17 protein-coding genes, 1 pseudogene and 1 riboswitch are annotated in these 22,362 nt (G+C 46.5%); of the genes and pseudogenes, 8 read left to right on the plus strand and 10 right to left on the minus strand.

The features are described from left to right. The first annotated feature begins 137 nt into the window (after positions 1-137). The gene (locus AC6I8Y_RS05570; RefSeq protein ID WP_042474365.1) at positions 138-935 is read left to right on the plus strand and encodes an alpha/beta fold hydrolase; all 798 of its coding nucleotides are present in this window, start codon (positions 138-140) and stop codon (positions 933-935) included. Here the strand turns inward: AC6I8Y_RS05570 and AC6I8Y_RS05575 are convergent. From AC6I8Y_RS05575 to torD, 5 genes are all read right to left on the minus strand, one after another. Further along, a complete protein-coding gene (locus AC6I8Y_RS05575; protein WP_394152736.1) occupies positions 916-1,248 on the minus strand; it encodes a putative signal transducing protein in 333 nt (110 codons plus the stop codon). The two genes, AC6I8Y_RS05570 and AC6I8Y_RS05575, sit on opposite strands and share 20 nt — an antisense overlap. Then, complete coding sequence (locus AC6I8Y_RS05580) at positions 1,249-1,932, minus strand: TVP38/TMEM64 family protein (RefSeq protein WP_394152738.1); 684 nt, start codon at positions 1,930-1,932, stop codon at positions 1,249-1,251. Between the two features lie 118 nt (positions 1,933-2,050). Beyond that, positions 2,051-2,641 carry a TfoX/Sxy family DNA transformation protein gene (locus AC6I8Y_RS05585; RefSeq protein WP_128649870.1) on the minus strand — a complete coding sequence of 197 codons (591 nt, stop codon included), beginning with the start codon at positions 2,639-2,641 and terminating at the stop codon, positions 2,051-2,053. A 117-nt stretch (positions 2,642-2,758) separates the two neighbouring features. Next, positions 2,759-2,847, minus strand: a riboswitch (cyclic di-GMP riboswitch). A gap of 178 nt (positions 2,848-3,025) precedes the next feature. Then, positions 3,026-4,030 (minus strand): HTH-type transcriptional repressor PurR, encoded by a 1,005-nt coding sequence (purR, locus tag AC6I8Y_RS05590; protein ID WP_234494101.1) that lies wholly within the window; start codon positions 4,028-4,030, stop codon positions 3,026-3,028. Positions 4,031-4,366: 336 nt separating this feature from the next. After that, positions 4,367-5,020 (minus strand): molecular chaperone TorD, encoded by a 654-nt coding sequence (gene torD, locus AC6I8Y_RS05595; protein ID WP_394152740.1) that lies wholly within the window; start codon positions 5,018-5,020, stop codon positions 4,367-4,369. A gap of 281 nt (positions 5,021-5,301) precedes the next feature. On the opposite strand from torD, the gene torR reads away from it, so the two are divergent. Further along, entirely contained in the window at positions 5,302-6,012 is a 711-nt protein-coding gene (gene torR, locus AC6I8Y_RS05600) for a two-component system response regulator TorR (RefSeq protein WP_042474375.1), read from the plus strand. Between the two features lie 274 nt (positions 6,013-6,286). Then, on the plus strand, positions 6,287-8,857 hold the full coding sequence (locus AC6I8Y_RS05605) for an Ig-like domain-containing protein (protein ID WP_498021008.1): 2,571 nt from the start codon (positions 6,287-6,289) through the stop codon (positions 8,855-8,857). Between the two features lie 73 nt (positions 8,858-8,930). Here AC6I8Y_RS05605 and elyC read toward each other — a convergent pair whose 3' ends face one another. Further along, complete coding sequence (gene elyC / locus AC6I8Y_RS05610) at positions 8,931-9,860, minus strand: envelope biogenesis factor ElyC (RefSeq protein WP_252014051.1); 930 nt, start codon at positions 9,858-9,860, stop codon at positions 8,931-8,933. Between the two features lie 114 nt (positions 9,861-9,974). On the opposite strand from elyC, the gene cmoM reads away from it, so the two are divergent. The 5 genes from cmoM to pdxY all read left to right on the plus strand — a co-directional run bounded on the left by cmoM (position 9,975) and on the right by pdxY (position 18,297). Next, a complete protein-coding gene (gene cmoM / locus AC6I8Y_RS05615; RefSeq protein ID WP_394152746.1) occupies positions 9,975-10,757 on the plus strand; it encodes a tRNA uridine 5-oxyacetic acid(34) methyltransferase CmoM in 783 nt (260 codons plus the stop codon). A gap of 11 nt (positions 10,758-10,768) precedes the next feature. Continuing rightward, positions 10,769-12,106 (plus strand): chromosome partition protein MukF, encoded by a 1,338-nt coding sequence (mukF, locus tag AC6I8Y_RS05620; RefSeq protein ID WP_498021009.1) that lies wholly within the window; start codon positions 10,769-10,771, stop codon positions 12,104-12,106. After that, positions 12,087-12,830: a chromosome partition protein MukE gene (gene mukE, locus AC6I8Y_RS05625; RefSeq protein WP_234494095.1), complete on the plus strand. Its 744-nt coding sequence runs from the start codon at positions 12,087-12,089 to the stop codon at positions 12,828-12,830. Before mukF ends, mukE begins: the two co-directional genes overlap by 20 nt. Then, on the plus strand, positions 12,827-17,275 hold the full coding sequence (gene mukB / locus AC6I8Y_RS05630) for a chromosome partition protein MukB (protein WP_498021010.1): 4,449 nt from the start codon (positions 12,827-12,829) through the stop codon (positions 17,273-17,275). Before mukE ends, mukB begins: the two co-directional genes overlap by 4 nt. 167 nt (positions 17,276-17,442) lie before the next feature. Continuing rightward, on the plus strand, positions 17,443-18,297 hold the full coding sequence (gene pdxY, locus AC6I8Y_RS05635; RefSeq protein WP_498021011.1) for a pyridoxal kinase PdxY: 855 nt from the start codon (positions 17,443-17,445) through the stop codon (positions 18,295-18,297). Positions 18,298-18,342: 45 nt separating this feature from the next. On the opposite strand, the gene rsmS is transcribed toward pdxY, so the two are convergent. From rsmS to dinG, 4 genes and pseudogenes are all read right to left on the minus strand, one after another. After that, positions 18,343-18,501 carry a pleiotropic regulatory protein RsmS gene (gene rsmS, locus AC6I8Y_RS05640; protein ID WP_394152752.1) on the minus strand — a complete coding sequence of 53 codons (159 nt, stop codon included), beginning with the start codon at positions 18,499-18,501 and terminating at the stop codon, positions 18,343-18,345. Continuing rightward, positions 18,501-18,908 (minus strand): primosomal replication protein PriC, encoded by a 408-nt coding sequence (gene priC, locus AC6I8Y_RS05645; protein ID WP_498021012.1) that lies wholly within the window; start codon positions 18,906-18,908, stop codon positions 18,501-18,503. The genes rsmS and priC overlap by 1 nt, the downstream gene beginning before the upstream one ends. A 162-nt stretch (positions 18,909-19,070) precedes the next feature. Further along, the gene (locus AC6I8Y_RS05650; protein WP_042474398.1) at positions 19,071-19,841 is read right to left on the minus strand and encodes a TSUP family transporter; all 771 of its coding nucleotides are present in this window, start codon (positions 19,839-19,841) and stop codon (positions 19,071-19,073) included. A 15-nt stretch (positions 19,842-19,856) separates the two neighbouring features. Beyond that, a pseudogene (gene dinG / locus AC6I8Y_RS05655) lies at positions 19,857-21,933 on the minus strand (ATP-dependent DNA helicase DinG). Between the last annotated feature and the right edge of the window lie 429 nt (positions 21,934-22,362).

A 22,362-nucleotide genomic window follows, 5' to 3' on the forward strand; every position in this document is an offset into this window, starting at 1 on the left:
AAAGCGGCGTTATGCCGCTTTTTTTATAATCGACTACACTTGTAAATCATTTTTACCAAAATTCCTGTGAGTTTTTGTCCGTAAAACGGCGAATTATGGTAACGTAACGCCCACATACATCACGAAACTTGAGAACTATGTCAGAGAGCTTGCTATTCCATAAAACTTATCAGCACCCAACGAGTAATGAGTGGGTGGTATTCGTACATGGGGCAGGTGGAAGCTCAAACATATGGTTTAAACAGATTCGTGCTTACCGAGAGCACTTTAACCTGCTGTTTATTGATCTGCGCGGTCACGGTAAGTCAAACCAACTCCTTAAAGACATTATGTCGAACAAGTACACCTTTAAAGAGGTGACGATGGATATCGTCAAAGTACTTGATCACCTTAAAATTCAGTCAGCCCATTTTGTCGGTATGTCTTTGGGAACGATTATTGTGCGCAACATTGCCGAGTTGGCACACTCCCGAGTTCGTTCCATGGTCTTAGGCGGTGCGGTCACTCGCTTTAATACTCGCTCGCAAATTCTGGTGAAAATTGGCAACTGGAGTAAGCACATTATCCCTTATATGTGGCTTTACAGCTTGTTCGCGTATATTGTCATGCCGCAAAAAGGCCAAAAAGAGTCACGATTGTTATTCGTCCGAGAGGCGAAAAAGCTGTGCCAAAAAGAGTTCAAGCGTTGGTACCGCCTAACGACAGAAGTGAACCCTCTCAACCGCTACTTTAAAGACCGAGAGTTGCCGATTCCGACTTTGTATCTGATGGGGGATAAAGACTATATGTTTATTAAGCCAGTCAAAGAGATGGTGGCTGAACATAAGTCCAGCCGTCTATTAGAGATCAAAGATTGTGGTCATGTGTGCAATGTTGAGCGTCCAGAAGAGTTCAATAAGCACTCAATAGATTTCATTAAGTCTGTGGCATCGTAGCTGTTTGTGGCGTCTGACAGTTCCAGCAGACGCCAAATTGCGCTTCGTTAGTCTCGTGGCAAGCTGAACATACCCACGGCACGTTACCGCTTTTCTCAGCCTGTTTTTGCCAATCTTGAATGACAGCTCGTGCCATCATTTCTTGCTCTCTGTTGAAAAGCCAAACGTAGGGTAGAGAACTTTCGTCAAACGGTACTTCCCCTCGTAACCCAAAAACACCTTCGCCTCGTACTTCACACTCTATACCTTCAGCCATCAACTGCTGTTGGACAATATGTGTTTCTGGTGGGTTATTGCCTACAAATATCTTCATCTATTCCTGTACCTGTGGTGAGCGAGAGATTTTTCCCATAATCCATTTGGCAATAAGTGGGAACAAACCGAGTAGGGCAAACGATGCCAACACGGTAGGGGAAACAATGCCTGATAGACTGTCAATGTTCGCTAGCTGGGTACCTGCATTGAGGTATACTGCAGTTCCTGGCAGCATGCCCAGTTGACTCACCAAGTAATACTTAGAGATTCGAATTGGCGTGAGACCCATTAATAAGTTAATCAAGAAAAATGGGAACACAGGAATGAGTCTTAGAGAAAATAGATAGAAAGCACCGTCTTTTTCGACACCTTTATTGATCGTCTCAAGTTTCGAACCGAACTTACTTTGTACCCAATCGCGAAGTAGGAAGCGACTGCTCAAGAATGCCAATGTAGCGCCTATGGTACTCGCAAATGAAACAAGCAGTAAACTAGTCCAAAAGCCAAACAGTGCAGCGCCAAGTAAGGTAACCACGGCAGCGCCTGGAACGGAGAATGCAGTAATCGCTATGTAAGCGAAGAAATAGGTGAGGGCAGCAGCCACGAAGTTCTCATTGATGTATTCACTCAGTGCTACTTGTTGTGCTTTTGCGTTTTCTAGTGTGAGGTGTTGACCAAAGTTGATGCCTAAGTAAATGACGACAGCAACCAAAACCAATCCTAGTATCAGCTTCTTGCTCATGACGATATCCTTTTGATGACTCAGTATTAGTGTAGTAGAAAGGATGAGTATGTTTTTCCTTTCAGCTAATACAAAAAAATCAGCCATAAGGCTGATTTTTTCTCGAGATTACCGTAGCTTAATTAATTAAGCTAGCCAGTTCATCTCTTTTAGTCTGAGGAATCACAGACCAATGAGTACCATTTATCGCACCTTCAAGAGCCCATAAAAGCTCTAAACCTACGGTACTTGAATGGGTTCTCTGAATGGCCTTGAAAGCCTCAACCGAACCATGATCCTGAAGTTCAACCACTGATTCAATGCCTGCTTTTTTGAGCATACGCTCAGTGGCAAGGCGAAGATTCGGAAGGTCTTTCAGGCGATTAGGTTTCGCTTCGGATTGTTGCTCTTTCTCAGTTTTCGCGAACTCGAGTGCCTGTTTAGCGTGATCGAGAATACCTTCTTGATCTTGCCAACAGTCTTCAGGTAACGCGAAGTACTTAGTAACAACGGGAAATCCACGCTTTTTATAAACATAAGGCTTGTAACCCAGTTTTTTGAAGGTGGATACGGTCTGACGGTTAGTTCTGATATGTAATTTGTTATTCACTGCTAAGGCAAACATCGTATCATCTACGAAGATGCCAAATCCCCCAAACATGGAGCGAGACTTTACTCTTCCAAGCTGAGCGAATAATTGCATTGAATTTTTTAGTATAGGATTATCCATGCTTTATTCTTTTCTCGGTGTTATTGATTGTGTCACCAGAATCAGGTCCGAGAGTATAGCAATCAGGTGTCAGAGCTCTGTTAGGCATATGCCATAACTGAGTCTTCTCCCCTTGCCATCGGCAACCCCGCTACCTATCAATTAAAAATTGGTTTAGGCCGGAGGCTTTGCGTCCCACCCTTTCAGATGGTTTGCCCTGTGCGTGACTTCATTAGAATAAATGAAAACGACATAAGCCTATGATTACTCCGTTGCAAAAATGTGATGTTGGTTCAAATAATGGCGGGTTATTTGTGCTTGAGGGTGCGTAAAAAACTAACAATCGAGAGAAGAAAACTTGAATGGGGTTCAAAAAAAGTGCCTAGAAAGGCACTTTTGTCAGCTCTATGTAAGGCTTTTGACAGAGTCTCGTTCAACAATCTCTGGGTGCATTTCGAAAATGCGCTTTTCATGACCTTTATCTTTGATTCGTTCTAATAGAATCTCAAACGCGTTTTTACCCACACGACGTTTAGGTTGGTGAACCGTGGTTAGAGGTGGCGAGAAGTACTCAGCCAGCTCAATATTATCGTATCCAATGACAGAGATATCTTCCGGTACGCGCACACCCAGTTGCTGCAGGCGACTCATTAAGCCAAACGCCATGGTGTCGTTGAAACAGAAGATAGCGGTCGGTCGGTCTTCCATTGCAGCAATACGGTTAGCAGCGATAACCGCTGTATCGCATTCGAAGTTGCCTTCAAGAATACGATCGTCTTTCATCTCGATACCTGCTTCAGCAAGGGCACGTTTGTAACCGATGATACGCTCTTGGCACACGGCTTTTTCTAGATGGCCACTCAGGCAGGCAATATCCGTGTGACCTTTTTCGATCAGGAACTTCGTTGCCAGATAACCGCCTTCTTCAGAGTTATCGATGATCTTGTCCGCTTGTGAGCTTTCTGGGCCCCAGTCCATGATAACTTTAGGAATGTCGGCGTGACGATCAAGCATCTCTAGCAGCTCTTCGGTAAGATCAGAGCACATCACGAGGATGCCATCCACGCGCTTCTCTGCCAGCATGCGAATGTAATCGCGTTGCTTTTCATACACGCCACCAGTGTTACATAGGATCAGCGTGTAGCCTTGGCGGTAGCAGTAGCTCTCAACACCATCGATAACCTCTGAAAAGAACAGGTTAGTTGATTGAGTCACTAACATACCGATGGTTTTTGTTGAGTTGCATTTTAAGCTACGTGCAACGGCGCTTGGTGCGTAGTTGAGTTCGTCGACCGCCGCCATCACTTTTTCTTGAGTTGCTTCAGCAACAAAGCGAGTCTTATTAATAACGTGGGATACTGTGGTCGTTGAAACGCCTGCAAGGCGGGCGACATCTTTAATAGTTGCCATAGTGATATCCTATTAGTCGCGGCTTGATAATTAACGTTGGTACCGCTTCAAGTATAGTGGTCTTTGCAAACATATAACGCTATGTTGTTGTAAACATAGTATTTGGCTGCGAAAACCGAAAGTTGCATGCAAGCCACGGCGAAAAAAGCTCAGAGCGTAGATTTCAACAGGTGTTTTTGGACACAAGTCCGCGTTGAATGCCAAGGGCATTTGCATTTAAACGGCGGATTGTAGACTTAGGTTTGAGCGCTGGCAATGACTTATCCAATAAATTTATAACTAAAGCGCAAATTAATTCTCACAGATGTGATGCAAGTGATTTGCGCTTTAGGTTGGCTAGTCTTGCTCACCCTCTAGGTAGGTGTAGTCAAGTTGGCAGAATGCTTCGAGTAGTTTAGCGGCAGAGGCATAAAACCCAAACTCGTCGTTAGTTTGGCATTTCGCAACAAACTGAGGTAGCCATGTCATCAAGTAGTTCTTGATGAACTCTGCTTGCTCGTGCAGCGCATCGTTCATATGTGCCTCAGCTTCAAGCTCATTGGAGCGAATGATTAAGTTGCCTAGGAAATCTAGCTCGATCGCGAGGTGATCCGCTGGCTCATTTAAGTCCTTATTCACTGCTACATTGTGCTTAGCTAAAAGATCTGCCATATCTTGTGCAGGTTGATCATTTAAAAGACCAGACTTACCAATATACATAGAGGCATAAGGCAGTGCGCCGTGCTTGTCCGACTTTAAAAATAGATCGCAAAAATCGGCAGAAAGCTCTAATTGTGCGTCTTCTCTGACTTGAAGGCGGTTCAAGGACTCTGTAAAGACCTGAATGGGTTCTTTTAGGGAAGGGTTTTCTCCTAAGCCAGATAAGAAAGAGCGAATTTCAGGGCTGTGGTATTTGTTGAGTTCATCATCAGTGAGCTCCGCAGCGAATAGGCTTGAAAGCCACCAATAGATTTCTGCGCGTTGCTCATTAAATGCTTTGATTTCTTGCATTTGAATAATCTCCAAAAATGATAACTCTATTTTAGCCAATAAAGATGAATAGCAATAACTTGTTGTGTGAAGAATTGAGTTAACTTATGAAAAAATAAGACAAAAATTAATTGCTTTAAGGGTAAGTTGACTCGAGTATTCGTTGCATATGAGACGCAATCGTTTTGGTTGTTTTGAATCAAAAAATAGTAAGGTTTCCATGCCTATGAGGGGATGTAGACTAGAATTGTGAATGTTTATGAATAGAATGTCCCTGTCATGACAAGATTGAGAAACCACAGATGAAATATCACGTTTTGGTTGTAGAAGATGACGTAGTCACTCGCAGTAAGCTGGCTGGTTACTTCGAAAATGAAGGCTACTTGGTTAGCGAAGCTGAAGATGGTCAGACGATGCGTCAGGTGCTGGAAGAATCCAGTATCGATCTCGTTATGTTAGATATTAACCTCCCTGGTGAAGATGGTTTGATGCTGACAAGAGAGTTAAGAAGTCAGTCAGACATTGGAATCATTTTGGTGACCGGTCGCACCGATAGTATTGACCGTATTGTTGGCCTTGAGATGGGGGCAGACGACTATGTCACTAAGCCGTTTGAGCTACGCGAACTGTTAGTGCGAGTAAAAAACCTATTGTGGCGTATTTCACTAGCGCGCAAACAGCCAGTACTTGAAGAGTCAGTGCAAAACGAGCATGTGGTTCACTTTGGTGAATGGACGTTCGATAAGCAGCGTCGTTCATTGACGAATAATGGCGACCCTGTAAAACTGACCAAGGCTGAATATGAATTGTTAGTTGCACTCTCAACGTATCCAAATCAAGTTCTGAGCCGTGAGCGTATCCTCAATATGATCAGTCATCGAGTTGATGCGCCAAACGATAGAACCATTGATGTTCTTATCCGTCGCATGCGTGCCAAGATGGAATCCGATCCAAAGAATCCACAGATATTTATCACTGTCCATGGCGAGGGCTACATGTTTGCTGGTGATTAAAGTCGGCTAGCGTGTAGTGATAGAAAATGCTCCAGTTGTCTCTTTGATAGCTGGAGCTTTTTTATGGGAGCAATGTAGAGATACCTGGTCGTTGTATATGCAACTTGTAACTATTTTTGTTAACTGACTCGCGTGAGAAGTCGGTGCTTTCTGAGTCGGAAAAAGACTCTATAAACCTGAGCTAGTTTGATAGTGGCGTCGTTTCCGTTGAACTGCTTCGATTGGGCAGCATTGATTGGCAACGACATTCTTTGGTTCAACAAAAGGATTTTCCATGACCAAGCTACAATTAGGCTCTATTCCAATATTTAAACGGTCAGTGAATTTGTCGCTGATGCTCACCCCCAGTTTACTGTTTTCTGCACCAAGCTTGGCAGTACAGTGTGACAGTTTGCCCATTTGGGACGACGGCACAAGCTACAACGGTGGCGCTCAAGTCCAATGGCAATCATCGGCGTTCCAAGCGAACTGGTGGAACCTTAACGCTAACCCTGTTAACCACTCCGAACCTTATCAAGAATGGTCACTAATAGGGGCCTGTGATGCTGGTGGCATAAACGCTGCTCCCTCAGTGACGATTACTTCTCCAGCCTCCAACGCACAGTTAGCCTCAGGAAACCAAGTCACCTTCTCTGCATTGGCCGAAGACAGTGATGGGGAAGTTCGAGAGGTGATATTTGAGCTGCAAGGGGCGCAACTGGCAGTGCTGTCGAGCGCTCCCTACCAAGTAACTTGGTTCACAGAAAGTGGCAATTATGAGCTGGTAGTCACAGCCATTGATGATAAAGGTGCGTCTACACAATCGGCTCAGACATTCTCAGTCGTAGACGCATCTAATCAGCCGCCAGTCGTTACCTTGACCAGTTCGAAGACTCGAGTTTCGGTAGGAGAAAGTGTCCAGTTTGCCGCAGAGCCCTCAGACTCGGATGGTACCATTAGCAAGGTTGAATTTAGTGTCAATGGTGCACTAGAAAAGTCTGTGACCGTCGCTCCTTGGGTCATGGATTGGATATCACCTGCTGCAGGCAGCTATACGATACAAGCCGTTGCGACAGACGATAAAGGCGCGATGTCTCAGTCGCAAGTTATCACGGTTGAAGCCATAGCGTCGGCAGGAGGCAAATGCTCAGGTGCGACAACCTATATCGCTGGCAGTAGCTACGCAACCGGGCAGAATGTGGTCAACAATGGCGAGCTCTATCAATGTCTTGTTGGCGGCTGGTGTTCATCTGACTCGGCATGGGCTTATGAGCCTGGCGTTGGACAGTACTGGCAAGATGCCTGGAGTGGACAGGGTGCCTGTGCGACAGCACCAAATATTGAACTTATTTCACCGGTAGAGGGCGAAACGGTTCTGCTAGGAAGTGATATCACTATCCTTGCGAATATTGAGGATCTAGATGGAACAGTTGCCGATGCTGAGGCATTCGTGAATGGTACGTCAATAGGCTTAGTGACGGCATCACCTTATCAATGGACGTGGAATGCAGTGGGACAGGGCTCTGTAGATTTAAAGGTCATTGCTACTGACAATGAAGGTAACAGCAATCAATTAAACACAACGGTATCAGTGACTGATCAACCTATGGTCGCAGCGATTACCTCTCCTTCTTCTGGTGATGTCGTCGCGATTGGCAAAGTTGTGACTGTGAATGCGAATGTCAGCTCCTTGCAGAGTGAGGTGGCTAAGGTTGAACTCTACGCTAATGGTCTTTTGGTCAACGGTGACACCACGGCGCCGTATCAGTTCTCTTGGACGCCAACTACCATAGGGAACTATCAACTGAGTGTCATCAGCACGGATCTGCAAGGGAATACGGTGACGTCTGCTAGCGTCGGCGTGTCGGCAAAATCTGTAGTCCAACCGAAACATAAGCTCATCGGCTACTGGCACAACTTTGTCAATGGTGCGGGCTGTCCAATTCCACTTAACCAAATGTCGAAAGACTGGGACATTATCGACATTGCTTTTGCTGACAATGATCGTAACAGTAATGGTACAGTGCATTTTAATCTCTACAATGGTGACATCTACTCGAGCTGTGCGCCGATAGATCCCGTTCAGTTCAAACAAGACATCAAAGAGTTACAAGCAGAAGGTAAGATTATCGTTCTGTCGCTTGGTGGCGCTGAAGGCACCATCACACTGAACACAGACGCGGATGAAACTGCGTTTGTCTCGAGTTTGTCAGAGATCATCAATGAGTGGGGATTTGATGGATTAGATGTTGATTACGAAAGTGGCTCAAATCTCGTCCACGGCAGTCAAATCCAAGCGCGTTTGCCACGTGCACTAAAAGCAATCGAAGCGAATACGGGCGGCGACATGTACCTTACCATGGCTCCGGAACATCCTTATGTGCAAGGCGGAATGGTCGCTTACTCAGGCATTTGGGGCGCTTATATTCCCCTTATCGATCAATTAAGGGATACCTTAGATCTTTTGCATGTGCAGTTATACAACAATGGTGGGCTGGCCAATCCTTATACGACGGGCGCTGCGCCTGAGGGTTCTGTTGATATGATGGTGGCGGCATCACGTATGCTTACCGAGGGATTTGAGTTAGCTGACGGCAGTCGATTTATGCCACTGCGTGATGATCAAGTCGCCATTGGATTACCTTCAGGTCCAAGCTCAGCGAACTCAGGACAGGCACCGATTGCTAACATCGAAGACGCACTGGATTGTATGATCTCCCTAAGTCGTTGTGGCTCTATCGTACCTACTCAAGCATCACCAAAGTTTGGTGGAGTGATGACATGGTCGATCAATTGGGATCAGCATGATGGCTTTAATTTTTCTGTTCCAGTGAAAGCAAAGCTGAATCAGCTAAATGCCAAGTAGCTGTTTTCAATAGCAAAAGACCTCATCCAATGATGAGGTCTTTTTTAACCGGGTTTGGTTGTCACCTGATGGTTTAGCTGGCACCTGAGATCGTCGAATCTGCTTCAGAGACAGCGGAAGTGTCATCCTGCGTTTCCTGAGGTGCGAGCTGCTGTTCTAACTCATCTTGTTCCAGTTGTGTAGGTTCTACACTTTCAGGATCGAACTCAGATACAGAAAATGTCAAATCACGAATACTTTCGTTTGCCACCCAATCTCGTAATCTCTGCCAAACTAATCCCATGGTCTCGTGCCAGTAGCGCTCTGTTTGCTCTAAGTAGCGAGCTTGCGGTGCGTAGCGTTGCCAAGCTTGTTCAACATTTTCTTGGGCCAGGAAGTTAGTCGGTGCAGGGTAAGGCTTCAGACCCGCTGCTTCAAACTCATACATCGCGCGTTGCATATGGCTTGCGGAGGTAACCAACACCATTTTCTTACTTTGCACGAAGGCAGACGCTTGTCTGGCTTCTTCCCACGTATCTTTAGCAGACTCTAGCAAGATGATGTCTGGCTTAGATACGCCCAATGCCAGTGCCACCTTTGCCATTACGCGAGCATGGCTTACGTCTGTCCCGCCCGCATATCCCGATAAAATGAGCTTACTACCAGGGTACATGCGCATCACACGAATACCTTCGCTTAGGCGCATGAGAGAAGTACGGGATAGTTCAGAAGTGGGCGGAATATCGTCATCCACAACGTGACCGCCGCCAAGGACCATAACGTAGTCAATGGATTCATTAATTGGTAAGAAGGCACTGTATTGACGCTCTAATGGCATCAACAGACGACTTGAAAGCGGCTGGAATGCGATAAGAAATGTCCCACACAATGATACGAGAACCATCAGGCTTCCAAACTTACGCCTAGTGGTAAACATAATAAGGAGCAAACCCAAGAAACCTAGGATTAGCATAGCGGGCAAAGGCATTAGTAATGCAGACACCAGCTTTTTCAGCTCAAACATAGAATAATAGTCCGAAAAAACACCACTTAACGCTAAAAAAGGGAGTTGCCCCTTTATTCCTGTCACTTATATGACAGAATAGCTGTACGACTGGTTATCTTAACTCAATAAACCGTGATGCAAGACCGTAATTTCGACGATATCGCCCACAAATTTGCAAAAAATATTTACGGCTCAGAGAAGGGTGAAATCCGCCAAACCATTGTTTGGGAAGATTTAACCCAGGCTCTCGCCGAACTGGATGATACTAAAAAAACACTCAAAGTATTAGATGCAGGTGGTGGATTAGGTCAGGTTTCACAGCGCATCGCTGAGCGTGGACACCATATCACCTTATGTGACCTGTCTTCTGAAATGCTGAAATTAGCTAAAGCAGAGGTTGAAAAAAACGGGTTACTCTCGCAATATCGCTGGATCCACAGTCCAGTGCAAGATATTGCAGAGCATATGGAACAAGAGGTTGACTTGACCTTGTTTCATGCGGTGATGGAGTGGCTGGCTGATCCGAAACCCGCGCTAGAGGCGGTATTACAGCAAGTGAAACCTGGCGGTATCGCTTCTGTCATGTTTTACAATCATCATGGATTGGTATTTAAGAACGTCATTTGTGGCAACATTCCTCACGTGTTAGATGGGATGCCACATAGAAAAAGATTCAAGCTCCAGCCCCAGAAAGGGTTGAAGCCAGAGGACGTGTATCAGTGGATTGAAGAAGCCGGGTTTGAAATATGTGGCAAATCTGGCATTCGTTCTTTCAGTGATTACATTGGCAATATGCAATACATGGGAGATTACACAGCGGAGGATGTTCTGAAACTTGAACAACAGCTGTGTCGCCAAGAGCCTTATCTCTCCATGGGTCGATACATACATGTATGGGCTAGGAAAAAACAATAACAGGAAAGACCATGAGTGATAACACTCTAAATGCTGATGACCGACCGATAGACGAGCTAGTCGGATGGGTCAAACAGCATGATTTTGCGTTGAATCTTTCCACTGAACGGTTGGCATTTCTCATCTCCATCGCGGTGCTGAGTAATGAAAGATTTGATGAAGAGCTGGGCGAGGGCGAGTTGCATGATGCATTTAAGATCGTCACCGGGCAGTTTGAGCAAACGGGCGAAGCCACAGCGTTTCGAGCGAACAATGCGATTAATGAACTGGTCAAGCAGCGCTTATTGAGCCGTTTTACCAGTGAAGTCAACGATGGGGCGAGTATTTACAGGCTCAGTCCTCTTGCCATCGGTATCACCGATTACTACGTCAGACATCGCGAATTCTCTAAACTACGACTCTCTATCCAGCTTTCAATGGTGGCAGGCGAGATGGCAAAAGCTATCGAAGCCGCACAAGAAGGCGGGACCGTTGCCCATTGGCGCAAGAACGTATTTGGCGTGTTGAAATACTCCGTTGGTGAGATTTTCGACCAGATAGATCTCAACCAGCGCGTAATGGATGAGCAGCAACAGTCTGTGAAACTTCAGATCGCTGAGCTGCTTAACAAAGATTGGCGCGATGCCATCAACAACTGTGAGACTCTGCTTTCTGAAACCTCAGCAACGCTGCGAGAGCTGCAAGATACCTTACAAGCAGCGGGCGATGAGTTGCAAACCCAGATCTTAGACATCCAAGAAATCGTCTATGGCGACGATGAGCTTGAGTTTGTCGGTGAAGCTCTGTTTGGTTTGCAGATGAAGCTTGATCGCATCATTAGTTGGGGCCAACAAGCGATTGATTTGTGGATCGGTTATGACCGCCACGTCCACAAGTTTATCCGTACTGCAATTGATATGGACCAAAACCGCGCCTTTAGCCAAAGGCTGCGCCAATCGGTCACAGACTATTTTGACTCTCCTTGGTATCTCACTTATGCCGATGCCGAGAAGCTCACCGACCTTCGTGATGAAGCCCTTGTGCTTCGTAACGATGAGGTAACGGGAGCGGTGCCACTTGAAGTGGAATACGAAGAATTTGAACAAGTTAATGATGAGCTCGCTGAGCGCATTGGAGACATGCTGAAAGTACACAAAGAACAAGGCGCTCCAATCGATCTTGGCTTGGTGCTGCGCGATTACCTCGCGTCACACCCACATACTCATCATTTCGATCTCGCAAGAATCGTTGTAGACCAAGCTGTTCGATTGGGTTACTCCCAGTCCGATTACTCGGCTATTCAGCCAGACTGGCAAGCTATCAACGATTTTGGCGCAAAGGTACAAGCAAATGTCATCGACAAATATTGACGAATATATGCCAGAGAAACTGGCAAAAGCGATCACCAACCCGCTATTCCCTGCATTGGATAGTGCACTGCGCGCGGGTCGACACATTTCATCTGAAGACCTTGATAATCACGCACTACTTTGTGATTTTGAGGTTGAACTGGCCAGTTTCTATCAGCGCTACAACACCGAGTTGGTGAAAGCGCCGGAAGGATTTTTCTATCTACGTCCACGCTCGACGACATTGATTGGTCGAAGCGTTCTTTCAGAGCTCGACATGCTAGTGGGTAAGGTGCTGTGTTTCTTATACCTAAGCCCAGAGCGTCTTGCGCATGAAGGTATCTTTACCAACCAAGAGCTTTATGAAGAGATCCTAGCACTCGCGGATGAAAAGAAGCTGATGCGCTTAGTGACTAACCGTGCAACAGGCTCGGATCTCGATAAAGAGAAGCTGTTTGAAAAAGTACGTACTTCACTGCGCCGTTTACGTCGCCTAGGTATGACAATCTCAATTGGCGATACCGACAAATTCCGCATCAGCGAAGCGGTATTCCGCTTTGGTGCTGACGTACGCGTGGGTGACGATATGCGTGATGCACAGCTTCGTCTCATCCGTGATGGTGAAGCCGTGGTACACACACAAGCCCCATCGCAAGGCAGCTTGATCCCAAGCGATGAAAGCAGCGACTCAGTTGAGTCAAATGACAACGACACCGAGCACAATCAACAGGAGGCTGACGCATGATTGAAAGAGGTAAGTATCAATCGATGACGATGGTCAACTGGAACGGCTTCTTTGCACGTACTTTTGATATCGACACTCTCGTCACCACGCTTTCTGGTGGTAATGGTGCGGGTAAATCTACCACAATGGCATCGTTCATTACGGCGCTGATTCCAGATCAAAGCCTGCTGCACTTTAGAAACACTACTGAAGCGGGTAGCTCTCAAGCATCTCGCGACAAAGGTTTGTACGGCAAGCTTCAGCCAGGTACCTGTTACTCTGCGCTGGATGTGGTGAACTCACGTAACCAACGCGTTCTGTTTGTGGTCAAGCTACAACAAGTAGCGGGTCGTGATAAGAAAGTGGACATCAAGCCATTTATCATTCAAGGCTTACCAAGCAGCGTAAAACCCACTGATATTTTGATCGAAGCCGTATCGGATAACCATGCACGCGTACGTCAAATCAATGAAGTAAAAGAGTCGGTCAGCGCAATGGAAGGCGTCCATTTTAAAGCCTTCAACTCGATCGTTGATTATCATGCGCAGATGTTCGAGTTTGGCGTATTGCCGAAGAAGCTGCGTAACAGCAGCGATCGCTCTAAGTTCTATCGCCTGATTGAAGCGTCGCTTTACGGTGGTATCTCGAGTGCGATTACTCGTTCACTTCGTGACTACCTTCTGCCACAGAACGGCGGCGTGAAGAAAGCGTTCCAAGATATGGAATCTGCACTGCGTGAAAACCGCTTAACGCTAGAAGCCATCAAAACGACTCAAGCTGACCGTGATCTGTTCAAACACCTGATCACAGAGTCTACCAATTACGTGGCCGCCGACTACATGCGTCATGCTAATGAACGCCGCAACAAGCTTGAAACTACGATGAAGCTTCGTGGCGAGCTGTTTGGCTCTCGTCAAACACTTATCGCGCAAAACGAACTACTTAACAAAGTTCAGCAAGAACTGACGCTGTTGGTTGAGAATGAATCAGGTCTAGAGCAAGATCATCAAGCAGCGCAAGATCACTTGTTATTGGTACAAAACGCGCTGCGTCAGCAAGAGAAGATTGAGCGCTACCAAGAAGATCTTGAAGAGCTAAACGAGCGTCTTGAAGAGCAGATGATGGTTGTGGAAGAAGCGAGTGAGCGTAAGCTTGCCGCTGAAGAGCAGGCGACATTTGCTGAAGAAGAGGTGGATAGCCTCAAGACTCAGCTTGCTGATTACCAGCAAGCGCTGGATGTACAGCAGACTCGCGCACTTCAATATCAACAAGCGGTACAAGCCCTTGAGAAAGCGCGTAACTTGCTTGAAAACGAATCATTGAATCAAGATGGTGCGGCAGAAATGCTGAGCCAACTAAAATCGCAAGAATCACAAAGCACAACCGAACTTCTTGAGCTGAAACATCGCCTTGATATGTCATCGGCCGCGGCGCAGCAGTTTGAGCAAGCGCTATCGCTGGTCAAGCAGATTACCGGTGATGTTGCGCGCAGTGAAGCAAGCCAAGTTGCGAAAGCGGCAATCAAGCAAGCGGATGAGCATCGTCAGCTACTGAAAAACGAATCTCAGCTTCGCGCCCAATATCGTGAGCTCGAGAAAAACATTGAGCGTCAGCAGCAAGCGCAGAAGCTTGCAAACGATCTAGGTGAGGCCGGTATCCGTGTGGATAGCGAAGCTGATCTAGAAATGGAAGCGGAGAGCCAACGTGAGCGTGTACTTGAATGCGAGCAGCAGCTTGAAGCTCTTCGTGAGGCATCTGGTGAAATCAAGCAGCGCGAACAAGAGTTTGTGTCTGAGATCAGTAAGCTAGAGAGCTACGCGCCGAAATGGATCAAGTCTTTTAATGCGCTTGAAGATCTTCGTGAGCAAAGTGGCATGGAGCTGGTGGATCGCGCAGATGTGATCAGTTCAATGCAAGCGACGAACGACAATGAGCGTAAGACCTCTTTCGAACGCGACTCGCTGGCGAAACGCCGTGAAGAACTCGAGCTAGAGATTGAGCGTTTGGCCTCTCCTGGCGGTTCAAACGATCCTCGCTTAAAAGGTCTTGCCGATACGCTTGGCGGCGTTCTGCTGTCTGAAATTTATGACGATATCACCATCGATGATGCGCCTTACTTTAGTGCAATGTATGGTCCTGCACGTCATGCCATCGTGGTATCAAACCTAGACGGCATCAAAGAAAAGCTGGTTGAGCTGGATGATTGTCCAGAAGATCTTTATATCATTGAGGGCGATATCGATGCCTTTGATGACAGCTCTTTTGATGCCGATGAGCTTGATGGTGCAGTCTGCGTTCAGTTGAATGAGCGTCAATTGCGCTACTCCCGTTTCCCTAAGATCCCTCTGTTTGGTCGTGCGGCACGTGAACAGCGTTTAGAGCTGCTTCGTGAGCAACGTGAAGAAACGGTAGAAAAGCACGCGAAAGCGGCGTTTGATGCACAAAAACTGCAGCGCTTGTACCAAGCGTTCAATGCGTTCGCTGCAGAGCACATGCAGCTAGCGTTTGAAGCGGATCCTGAAGTGGAACTAGCGCGCCTGCGCGAGCTTCGCAGTCAGGTAGCGCGCGAGCTAAATGACACCAAACAGCGTGAGCAACAAGCCAGTGCGCAGCTGTCGAAATCTAAGCAGTGTGTGACCTTGCTAGATCGTCTATCAATTAGCGCTAACGTTCTATTTGATGAGACTCTGGTTGAGCGTCATCAAGAGCTTCAAGCTCAAATTGAAGATCTCAACGGTGCCAAGAGCTACATTCAGCAACACGGTGCCGCAGTAGAAAAACTGGCTGCGGTAGTCAATGTTCTAGACAGCGATCCAGAGCAATTTGATGCGCTGACTAGCCAATATCAAAATGCCGATAAAGCATTGCAAACGCTAAAAGCGCAGATCTTTGCTGTTGCGGATCTTGCTGAGCGTCGTCCTTACTTTGCGTATGCTGATTCAATGGAGATGCTTAACCAAAGTAGTGAATTGAGCGAGCAGCTAAAAGCGAAACTGGTGCAAGCGGAAGCAACCCGCGCACGTCTTCGTGAAGGACTTAAGCAGGTTCAAGAGCAAGCCAACCAGTACAACCAAGTATTGGCGTCACTTAAGAGCTCGCACCAAGCTAAGTTAGAGACCGTTCAAGAGTTCAAAGCCGAGCTTCAAGAGTACGGTATTGTCCCTGATGAGTTAGCGCTAGAGCGTGCTGAGAAGCGTCGTGATGAGCTGCACTTAGCACTGCAAACCTCTCGCACTCGCAAGTCTGAGTATGAGAAGACGATGACGTCGACAGAGCTTGAGATGAAAGGTCTGGCTAAGCGTCTTAAGAAGGTTCAGAAAGAATACATTGAGCTGCGCACCTATGTGGTTGCCGCGAAAGCGGGGTGGTGTAGCGTACTTCGTCTAGCGAAAGCGAACGATGTTGAACGTCGCCTTCATAAACGCGAATTAGCATACATGAGCGCGGGTGAGCTTCGCTCTATGTCGGATAAGTCTTTGGGTGCATTGCGTCTTGCCGTGGCAGATAACGAAGATCTTCGCGACTCACTTCGTCAGTCCGAAGATACCTCGAAGCCAGAGCGTAAGGTTCTGTTCTATATTGCCGTTTATCAGCATCTTCGTGAGCGTATTCGTCAAGACATCATTCGTACTGACGATCCGGTCGAAGCGATTGAAGAGATGGAAGTGGAGCTCGCACGTCTAACAGAAGAGCTCACTCAACGTGAAAACCGCCTCGCGATCAGCTCAGAGTCGGTGTCGAGCATCATCAAGAAGACGATTCAGCGTGAGCAAAACCGTATTCGTATGCTTAACCAAGGCTTGTCGAATATTCACTTTGGTCAGGTTAAGGGCGTTCGTCTGAATGTGAAGATCCGTGAAAGTCATGAGCAGTTGCTGGTGGCGCTAACGGGTGAGCATAAAGATTTGTTTGAGACTTCGCGCTACACCTTCTCGGAAGCGATGGCTAAGTTATTCCAACGCGTCAACCCGCATATCGATATGGGTCAGCGCTCGCCACAAGTATTGGGTGAAGAGCTGCTTGATTACCGCAACTACCTAGAGCTAAGCGTTGAAGTAAACCGTGGCTCTGACGGCTGGCTGCAAGCGGAATCTGGCGCGCTATCGACAGGTGAAGCGATCGGTACTGGTCAGTCAATTTTATTGATGGTAGTACAGAGCTGGGAAGAAGAGTCTCGCCGTCTGCGAAGCAAAGACATTCTTCCATGTCGTCTACTGTTCCTCGATGAGGCTGCGCGTCTGGATGCCAAGTCGATCGCGACCTTATTCGAGCTATGTGACCGCCAGGGTATGCAGTTATTGATTGCGGCACCTGAGAATATCAGCCCAGAAAAAGGTACCACCTATAAGCTTGTGCGTAAGGTATTTAAAGACCATGAACATGTACACGTGGTTGGTTTGCGAGGCTTTGGAGAGAACAAGCGATTGGAAGAAGCTGAGCAGCTCGTCGAACAAGCAACGGTCTAGTTCTCAAATTCTTAATCACTAAGCAAAATCCGATGTTGGTTTCCAATATCGGATTTTTTGATTCTGTAGTACTCAACTACTTTTTAATCTGAAACTTGTCTGTGAGTCAGACCCACCCCATATTTAAAGGGTAATCAGAATAATTTATCGTGCTGTGAGGAGCATTCATGAAAGGTATCATCTCAATCCAGTCTCATGTCGTATACGGACATGCAGGCAACAGTTCGGCCGTTTTCCCAATGCAACGAATGGGGTTTGAGGTTTGGCCTATTCACACGGTTCAATTCTCGAACCATACACAGTATCAGCAGGGCTGGAAGGGGAAGGCTTTTTCAGCAGATGACATATCTGAGCTTATCTCAGGCATCGCCAATATCGAGCAGCTTAAAAACTGCCAAGCGCTACTGTCGGGTTATCAGGGAAGTGCGGATCAATGTCTTGCAGTTCTCGATGCGGTGCGCCAAGTCAAAGCTCAAAATCCTGACGCGATTTATGTGTGTGATCCTGTTATGGGCGACCCAGAGAAAGGTTGTATAGTCCCTCAGGGGACGACCGAATATTTGGTCAACGATGTGATGCCAAGCGCGGATGTGATTGTACCTAATCAATTCGAGTTGGCTCAGTTTACTAATATGGAAATCACAGACTTAGAAAGTGCCGTAGTGGCCTGCCAAAAGGCTTTGTCACGTGGACCGAAAATGGTGTTGGTAAAACATCTACATAGTGTTTCTAATGACAAGTTTACTATGATGTTGGCAACCGAGTCTGGGTGTCATATTGCGCAGCGTCCCCACCTTAAGTTTGCTAAGCAACCGGTGGGAGTAGGGGATCTGATTTCCGCGCTATTTACCGCAGGTCTTCTAAAAGGTTGGTTGGCTGAGCAAGCATTTGAGCATGCCAATAATGCGAGTTACGCCGTACTCAAGGAAACACAACAAAGACATGAGTGGGAGCTGCAAACCATTGCAGCGCAGGAAGAGTTGGTGGAACCAACAGAGTGTTTTCCAATCACTAAGGTCTAATAAAGAAAAACCGAAGCGAACGTGCTTCGGTTTTTACTTTGAGCTTTACTCGCTCTCGATCTTCTTTAGGAGATCGCCTTTGACAATTTCAAGTGCCTCTAAGGCGACTTTTGGATCGATCTCATTGCTCTCAAGTAAGAAGATCAGATCCACAGCGAGTTTGATTTCCTCTGGCGCACTGTCTAAGCCCGTTTCATTCGACATTAGATAAATTTCATCCTTTGATTGATCTTGTATTGAATCTGGTTCATTGCGCTGCGGCAGCGCTGCAGCCTTTGTTCGGTCTCGATAAGTGATTGCTCGTCGTGTTGGTTTTGTTCTTTGTCGCGAACCAGCTTACAGAGTTTTTGTTCCCAAACTTTATGCTGAGCAAGCGATGCTTTCAATTCTGCCAATGATTGCTGCTCGATACTATCTGCTTCACGGTTAGGCACCTTCGCGAGAACTCTTTCTAGCGCTTCGAGCTGACATGAAAACTTTTCGACCAGAGCCTCTGATGTGCTTTGACTACATGAATTCTGACTTAAAGTGACGATCTTATTGAGTAGTGATTCGGCTTCGATAACGCACGGCAGAGTCAAAAAAGCCGCTTGATTGAAAGAGGTGTTCATCAAATTGTCTGACTTTTGTCTGCCGACTAGAAGCATCAAAGGCCTTAGCCGCTTCTTTTAGCGTCTGTAATCTTAACTTGAGTTGATTGAGCTTCATTGATAGCGGGTTTCTCGTTGGTGTTACGGGCCGTTTCTATATTCAAACTATAACGACAGCCAGATTTACAACCAAGCATCGTAAGCAAGCTTGATGGCAAGAATGCTCACAACAGTAACAAATATTGGTCTTATAAACTTAGCACCAAATCGTATTGCGGAGTGCGCGCCTATATAAGCACCGGCCATGAGACATACACCCATGGTTAAACCAAGTACCCAGTTGATATGACCGAGAATCGCAAATGTCACTAGCGAGGTAAAATTACTGGTAAAGTTCATCGCCTTTGACAAGCCGGAGGCGAACAAGATGTTGAGACGATACAGAGCCATTGAGCTAACGGTCCAAAACGCGCCGGTACCAGGACCGGCAACACCATCATAGAAACCCAGAGACAAGCCCTGAAGGTACTGTTTACGATTGAACTTAGGGCAGCCGACGTTGACCTTACTGCTCTCGCCTTGAGGAGCGCGATGAAAAACGGTGTAAAGTGCCGCCGCTAAGATGACAAGGGGAAGAACTTTTTCAAGCCACTCGGTACTGATCATGTCAACAACGACGGTCCCAAGCGTGGCACCAAACAGAGTAGCGACAAAAGCTCGACGCCAACATTCTGGCTTAAAGAGTCGTTTACGGTAATAGGTGAACGCTGCAGTCGACGAAGCGAAGGTTGCAGCGAGTTTATTGGTACCTAATGCGATATGTGGAGGAAGACCCAATGACAATAGGGCAGGCACAGTCAGCATACCGCCACCGCCAGCAACGGCATCAATAAAGCCAGCAGCAAAGGCGACGATAGCCAAAATAACCAACATACTTGGTTCGATAAATTCCATCGAGACGAATGACCCTTAGTATTCTATTTTTCTTTTAAATGGGGGTAGGGAATCAAGCAAAGATTTGCCATACCTTTTAGTGACGATTCGCCTATCTAGAATATAGAGAGTTCCACAGTCCCTTTCTTTCCTCAGCAAACGGCCCGCCGATTGTATCAGCTTTTTGCTCGCTTCTGGAACTGTAATCTGGAGAAAAGCGTTGCCACCTTTACTCTCTATATACTCAGCATGTGCTTGTTCGATCGGCGACGTAGGCACTGCGAAAGGTATCTTAGTGATCACCAAGTTCTCTAGCAGTTCACCGGGCAGATCTAACCCTTCAGAAAAACTGCCTGTCCCAAAAAAGAACGCTGGTTTTTCCGCATTGAGTGAGGGTTTTATGTTTATTTAGGATTTCTGAGCGTGATTTTTCACCTTGAATCTGCAAGTGCCAGCCTTTAAGCGCAAATTTTGCTCGTAACTCATCCGCGACTTTATTCATTTGCCAATAAGACGAGAAAAGAATGAGGTTGCTTTTACCATCTTCGATAATGCTTGGAATTTTTTCCACAAGCTCCTCGGTAAACTGAGGAGCTTGTGGTTCATTCTTCATTTTGGGGACGATAAGCTCAGCCTGTTCCGCGTAGTTAAACGGAGATGCAAGCGCCAGGAACTGAACACCGTCTTCGTCCTTTTGGCTGATTCCAGCCTGATGGCAGAAGAAAGAGAAAGAGTTGAGAGCACGCATGGTCGCAGACACCAGCACAGCTCCCACACAGCGAGACCAAAGCTGCTGATCTAATTGCCAACCGACCTCAAGTGGCGCCACGCTCACGAGGTGGTCGCCTTCACGCTCTTTACTTTTCTCAATCCAGCGCGCGAGTGGTGCGCCTTTCTCTTTTTGTGGTTCGGCCATCAAGCGCCACACGGCAGCAAGATTATCAAATCGTTGAATATAAAAGCCGAGCTCTGCCAACGCTGGCTCTGCAAGTTTGGCACCTATCTCTCCATCTTTTAGTCTCTCTGATATTAGATCCGCGATTTTAGCCGACGCTTGAGCGCCTTTTTGCGAGTATTGCTTGAGCACCTTTGCTTGCTCTTCTAACCAATTAGGAAGCTCGCCGTTCTCGAATCGACAGCTATCTTCTTCAAATGGAAGTCCGCCACAATAGGTGTTCACTTCGCCTAAAAGCGGTATTAACTGCTGTATCGCATCTTGCAGCTCATTGCGAAAACGGCTGACTCGCTTCTCATCTGCCATTCCTGAAAACTTGCTAGCCGACTGATTAAGTCGCTCTAACCAACTGCCTGCACCTTTGAGAGTTGCGGATGCAGAAGCGTGATCTCTCGCAACATGCGGAAGGTGATGCGCTTCATCGAATATAAAGATGGTGTTTTCGGGCTCTGGGAGAATTACTCCGCCACCTAGGTCGGCGTCTGCCATGACTAAACTGTGGTTGGCAATAATCACATCATTTTTATCGAGCTCTGAACGTGCTTTAGAAAAAGGACAGCCGCGGTGTGCTGGAAGACTGTTATTGCAACTGTGTTTTTCGCTCACAATGGTTTGCCAGATGGCATCATCGATAGGTTTAGGCCATGAATCTCTGTCACCATCCCATTTACCTTGCGCCAGTTTTTCATACATAAGTTGTAGCTGAGCAATGTCAGATGCTTTGGGTTTGGTTTCAAACATCGCCATTTGACCGCCGTCAGCACCACAAGCCACGGCAAGTTTTTCGGCACAGCAATAACGTTGGCGACCTTTAGCAATGATAAAAGAGAAGTTTTGATCGGTAATCCGTCTGAACAGCGGTAGATCTTTATTAAGCAACTGCTCCTGAAGTGCCACCGTCGCAGTAGAAATGACGACTTTGCGGTTGTTTTGGACCGCGACAGGAATGGTTGCCATTAAATACGAAAGGCTTTTACCGATCCCAGTTCCTGCCTCAGCAACGATCATGCGTGTGGACTTGTGATATTGACCACAGAGTGTTTTAGCGATTTCTGAAACTAGATAGTTCTGAGCTCGCCTAGGAACGAAGTTATCTAATTGAGTTTGCAGGTTTTGATAGCTTTGGCGAATGGATTTTTGGATTTTACTGGTCAGCATGATAAGCCCTATGTAGACGAGCGGGGAGTGTACCACACTTCGAGCGGCGAAAAATATGGGCAAGTAGTCTCAAACTTACAGCTGGTATTTAGATCAAAATCACAAAAATCGAGTGAACTTTCATAAGGGGCTATATTTTTTGGTGTCTAAAAAATATAAAACTCCAAAAAATATATGTTGCTAGATTATTGTTCTGATAAATAGTGTTATTGGTCGCAGTTTTTGGAGTCTTATATAAGTTGGTGCACCAAAAACGGTGTGTAAGTTGCAATCGAAAGGTGTTCAAAAAACTTGCGCTTTGTCACTGAGAGTTTTGTAAGCTATTGTTTTTGTTTGATTTATATTCTTTTGTTATTTTTATTTAGAGTGTTTGACAACTACTGAGAACTTTTGCATTCTTGGTTCCGAGATTTAAAGACGCTAAGTCAA

Source organism: Vibrio sp. KUL78 (genome assembly GCF_059725505.1).

Excerpts from the sequence above, each read along its gene's own strand:
- AC6I8Y_RS05570 (WP_042474365.1), top strand. The coding sequence starts at position 138 with ATGTCAGAGAGCTTGCTATTCCATAAAACTTATCAGCACCCAACGAGT.
- AC6I8Y_RS05575 (WP_394152736.1), bottom strand. The coding sequence starts at position 1,248 with ATGAAGATATTTGTAGGCAATAACCCACCAGAAACACATATTGTCCAA.
- AC6I8Y_RS05580 (WP_394152738.1), bottom strand. The coding sequence starts at position 1,932 with ATGAGCAAGAAGCTGATACTAGGATTGGTTTTGGTTGCTGTCGTCATT.
- AC6I8Y_RS05585 (WP_128649870.1), bottom strand. The coding sequence starts at position 2,641 with ATGGATAATCCTATACTAAAAAATTCAATGCAATTATTCGCTCAGCTT.
- purR (WP_234494101.1), bottom strand. The coding sequence starts at position 4,030 with ATGGCAACTATTAAAGATGTCGCCCGCCTTGCAGGCGTTTCAACGACC.
- torD (WP_394152740.1), bottom strand. The coding sequence starts at position 5,020 with ATGCAAGAAATCAAAGCATTTAATGAGCAACGCGCAGAAATCTATTGG.
- torR (WP_042474375.1), top strand. The coding sequence starts at position 5,302 with ATGAAATATCACGTTTTGGTTGTAGAAGATGACGTAGTCACTCGCAGT.
- AC6I8Y_RS05605 (WP_498021008.1), top strand. The coding sequence starts at position 6,287 with ATGACCAAGCTACAATTAGGCTCTATTCCAATATTTAAACGGTCAGTG.
- elyC (WP_252014051.1), bottom strand. The coding sequence starts at position 9,860 with ATGTTTGAGCTGAAAAAGCTGGTGTCTGCATTACTAATGCCTTTGCCC.
- mukF (WP_498021009.1), top strand. The coding sequence starts at position 10,769 with ATGAGTGATAACACTCTAAATGCTGATGACCGACCGATAGACGAGCTA.
- mukE (WP_234494095.1), top strand. The coding sequence starts at position 12,087 with ATGTCATCGACAAATATTGACGAATATATGCCAGAGAAACTGGCAAAA.
- mukB (WP_498021010.1), top strand. The coding sequence starts at position 12,827 with ATGATTGAAAGAGGTAAGTATCAATCGATGACGATGGTCAACTGGAAC.
- pdxY (WP_498021011.1), top strand. The coding sequence starts at position 17,443 with ATGAAAGGTATCATCTCAATCCAGTCTCATGTCGTATACGGACATGCA.
- rsmS (WP_394152752.1), bottom strand. The coding sequence starts at position 18,501 with ATGTCGAATGAAACGGGCTTAGACAGTGCGCCAGAGGAAATCAAACTC.
- priC (WP_498021012.1), bottom strand. The coding sequence starts at position 18,908 with ATGAACACCTCTTTCAATCAAGCGGCTTTTTTGACTCTGCCGTGCGTT.
- AC6I8Y_RS05650 (WP_042474398.1), bottom strand. The coding sequence starts at position 19,841 with ATGGAATTTATCGAACCAAGTATGTTGGTTATTTTGGCTATCGTCGCC.